The following is a 2,966-nucleotide window of genomic DNA, read 5'->3' as shown; positions in this document are numbered from 1 at the left end:
CGGCCCCCTCTGACGCGCCGCCCGGCGGGGATGGTGGTGTGGCCTCCGCGTTCGCCGTCATGGCCGGACCGGGCCCGACGTGTGCACGGTCACGTTCTTGTCCCCGGCGACCTGGTCACCGTGGACCACGCCGGCGCTGAGACTGACGCGCGCCGGCGCGGCGGTCGGGGCGCCGCTCGGCGCGGCGGCCCGTTCGGGTGGCTCCGCCGCCCCGGTCTCTTCGAGTCCGGGCGGGGCGGCGTACCCCGGCACGGTCACCCACCCGGTGATGGTCTCGCCGTGCTTGGTGGCGAAGCGGATCGGCAGGTACGCCGCCGGATCGATCGCGCGGTGCCCGTGGCGGATCACCGAGCGGTGGATCTCGTCGGAGACGACGAAGACCATGCGGGCCCTGGTCGCCGCCGTCAGCACCGCCCGCGGCGGCCCGGCGTCCACCAACCGGCAGGCGGTGTTGACCGCGTCACCCACCCAGCCCCGGGCATCCGGCGCGGCCAGTCCCTGGTGCAGCGCCAGCCGGAACCGCATGGCGTGGTCCTGGTTGAACACCGCGGCCTTGCCGACCAGTTCGTCGTCCAGGGCCCGAACGAAGCTGCCCGCCAACGTGACCGGCGAGACCGAGGCGGGCGCGATCATGAGCACGCCGTCGCCCCGGTCCTCCATCGCGATCTCGTCGACGGACAGTCCTGACCGGACCAGGGCCTCCCGTAACACCTCGTACATCGCCGCCCGCAGCGACTCCTGAATCGGGTCGGTGCGCTTGCTGAAGCCCTCGATGTCCAGCACCAGGATCCAGCACTGCCTGAACTCGACCCCCATTGACCGTCCTCCCACATCCCCGACGGGCCGCTGAGGCTAGCAGGCTACGACGACAGCCAGCCTGGGCGTCTACGCCAAGTGACGCACAGGCCCGGGACCCGAATCCCGGTCGCCGTGGGCGACATGGTGGGGGTGCCTCGGGCGGCCGGATTCGCGACGTGTGGGCCGTTCCCCCGGGTTCACGTCCCGTCGTCGAACGTGGCGGCCTTCCTGCCGCGCCGGTGGCCACTCGCCCGGATCAGTCACGTCGAACCTCGCTCACGGCCGCCGGCGGGCCCGCCCCCGAAGGGCCCGGCACCTCAACGTCGGCACCGCCTGCCTCGCCGCGCACCCCAAGCGGCTCCCCGAAGCGCTCAGCGGCTGGCCGACATCCGGTTCGCCATGGTGTGTTCGAGGAGGGTGATCAGGGCGAGCTTGCTGGAGTCGCGGGAGCGGGCGTCGCACATCACCACCGGCACCCGCGGGTCGAGGTCGAGGGCGTGGCGTACCTCGTCGGCGTCGTAGTCGCAGGTGCCGTGGAAGCGGTTGACGGCGACGACGAACGACGTGCCGCGGTGCTCGAAGTAGTCGACGGCGGGGAAGCAGTCCTCGAGTCGCCGGGTGTCGGCCAGCACGATGGCCCCGAGGGCGCCGAGCGCCAACTCGTCCCACATGAACCAGAAGCGGTCCTGCCCCGGGGTGCCGAAGAGATACAGCACCAGGTCCCGGCTGATCGTGATGCGGCCGAAGTCCATGGCCACGGTCGTCGTGGTCTTGCCCTCCACGCCGCTGAGGTCGTCCACGCCCTCGCTCGTCCGGGTGATCACCTCCTCGGTGCGCAGCGGGGAGATCTCGCTGACGGAACCAACCATGGTGGTCTTCCCGGCGCCGAACCCGCCGGCGATCAGGATCTTGACCGCCGTCGGGAGGCCGCCGGAGCCGGGATGCCGCTCAAAGCCTGCGAATGCCATCGAGTACCGCCTGAAGAAGCTGGATGTCCGGGGCCTCGGCCAGCGCGATCGGCGCGCGGGTCTGGATGGCCCCCGTATCGAGTAGGTCTCCGAGCAGGACCTTGGTCACTGTCACGGTCATGTCCAGCCGAGCGGAGATCTCGGCGACGGAGAGCGGGCTGCCCGCGCACATGCGCAGGATCGCGACGTGCTCCGGTTCGAGACCCGGGCGGGCCGGGTCGGGGTTCGTGGCGACGATCAGGGTGATCAGGTTGAACTCGTCCCGGCTGGGCCGGGTCCGGCCGCCGGTTCGCGCGAACGAGCGCACGATGGGGCCCGCCTCCACGTCCCACCATGATTCCTCCGGTTCGGACATGGGCCCGCACCTCAGGAGGACGACGGCGAGACCGCGGCCGCGTGGCGTGGCGCCGCGGCGAGGTATTCACCGACACGCTTGACGATCAGGTTCATCTCGTAGGCGACGAGGCCGACGTCGATGTCCGCCTCCCCCAGGATGGCGAGGCAGGCGCCCTGCCCCGCCCCCGTCACGAACAGGAAGAGGCCCTCCAGTTCGACGATCGTCTGCCGCACGGGACCGCCGGCGAAGCGGAGCCCGAAGCCCTTGGCCAGGCTCTGGAAGCCGGAGGCCACGGCCGAGATGTGTTCGGCGTCCTCACGACCGAGGGCGTGCGAGTGGGCGATCACCAGTCCGTCGGCCGACAACACGAGGGCGTGCCGCGTTCTGGGGACGCGCCGCACGAGGTCGTCCAGCATCCAGTTGAGGTCCGTGACCTGTTTCGGCATCTGCGTCATCGCGGGTCCCACTGCCCTTCTCGGCTCGGCCAGTCACCGGCCACGTCGTCTTGTCCGCCGTCCTGTTCCCGCTCCGCGGCGGCGCGCCCGCGCTGCGACTGGCGCTGGTACGTCGACATCAGTCGGCGTGCCTCCTCGGCCGTGCGCTCGCCGGGCGCCGCCTCGGGCGCCGCCGGGGTCACGGGGTGCAGCAGCTCCGGTTGCATGCTCGCCTGGCGGATCCGGCGCGGCAGCTGCTTCGGCGCCCGCTTCGGCCGTTCCGAACGTGCCGGGTCCGGGGGATCGTTGCGTATCGGCTCGACGTTGTCGGGCATGCGCGGCTCCTCCCAGCGGGGCGGCGTCCCCGCCGACTCGGGGCGCGGCGACGTCGTGCCCGGGTACGGCGGCGGCGGGGCCGGGACCGGGGCC

General features: G+C 72.1%; 5 protein-coding genes. All 5 read right to left on the bottom strand.

Translation table 11 applies throughout. The features are described 5' to 3' along the window. Positions 1-57: 57 nt before the first annotated feature. The 5 genes from E1283_RS34565 to E1283_RS34545 all read right to left on the bottom strand — a co-directional run bounded on the left by E1283_RS34565 (position 58) and on the right by E1283_RS34545 (position 2,872). Complete coding sequence (locus E1283_RS34565; RefSeq protein ID WP_132822121.1) at positions 58-816, bottom strand: nucleotidyl cyclase domain-containing protein; 759 nt, start codon at positions 814-816, stop codon at positions 58-60. Between the two features lie 353 nt (positions 817-1,169). Beyond that, positions 1,170-1,766 (bottom strand): GTP-binding protein, encoded by a 597-nt coding sequence (locus E1283_RS34560; protein WP_132822120.1) that lies wholly within the window; start codon positions 1,764-1,766, stop codon positions 1,170-1,172. Beyond that, entirely contained in the window at positions 1,747-2,121 is a 375-nt protein-coding gene (locus E1283_RS34555; protein ID WP_132822119.1) for a DUF742 domain-containing protein, read from the bottom strand. Before E1283_RS34555 ends, E1283_RS34560 begins: the two co-directional genes overlap by 20 nt. A gap of 11 nt (positions 2,122-2,132) precedes the next feature. Further along, positions 2,133-2,558 (bottom strand): roadblock/LC7 domain-containing protein, encoded by a 426-nt coding sequence (locus E1283_RS34550; protein WP_132822118.1) that lies wholly within the window; start codon positions 2,556-2,558, stop codon positions 2,133-2,135. After that, positions 2,555-2,872, bottom strand: a complete 318-nt coding sequence (locus E1283_RS34545; RefSeq protein WP_165956353.1) for a hypothetical protein — start codon at positions 2,870-2,872, stop codon at positions 2,555-2,557. The genes E1283_RS34550 and E1283_RS34545 overlap by 4 nt, the downstream gene beginning before the upstream one ends. Positions 2,873-2,966: the final 94 nt, after the last annotated feature.

This window comes from Streptomyces hainanensis (assembly GCF_004348415.1).
Taxonomy (GTDB): domain Bacteria; phylum Actinomycetota; class Actinomycetes; order Streptomycetales; family Streptomycetaceae; genus Streptomyces; species Streptomyces hainanensis.
This window is presented reverse-complemented; position numbering and strand designations above follow the sequence as displayed.

Bases quoted from the DNA above. Each gene is read 5' to 3' on its own strand.
- E1283_RS34550 (WP_132822118.1), bottom strand. From the start codon at position 2,558: ATGACGCAGATGCCGAAACAGGTCACGGACCTCAACTGGATGCTGGAC.
- E1283_RS34555 (WP_132822119.1), bottom strand. From the start codon at position 2,121: ATGTCCGAACCGGAGGAATCATGGTGGGACGTGGAGGCGGGCCCCATC.
- E1283_RS34560 (WP_132822120.1), bottom strand. From the start codon at position 1,766: ATGGCATTCGCAGGCTTTGAGCGGCATCCCGGCTCCGGCGGCCTCCCG.
- E1283_RS34545 (WP_165956353.1), bottom strand. From the start codon at position 2,872: ATGCCCGACAACGTCGAGCCGATACGCAACGATCCCCCGGACCCGGCA.
- E1283_RS34565 (WP_132822121.1), bottom strand. From the start codon at position 816: ATGGGGGTCGAGTTCAGGCAGTGCTGGATCCTGGTGCTGGACATCGAG.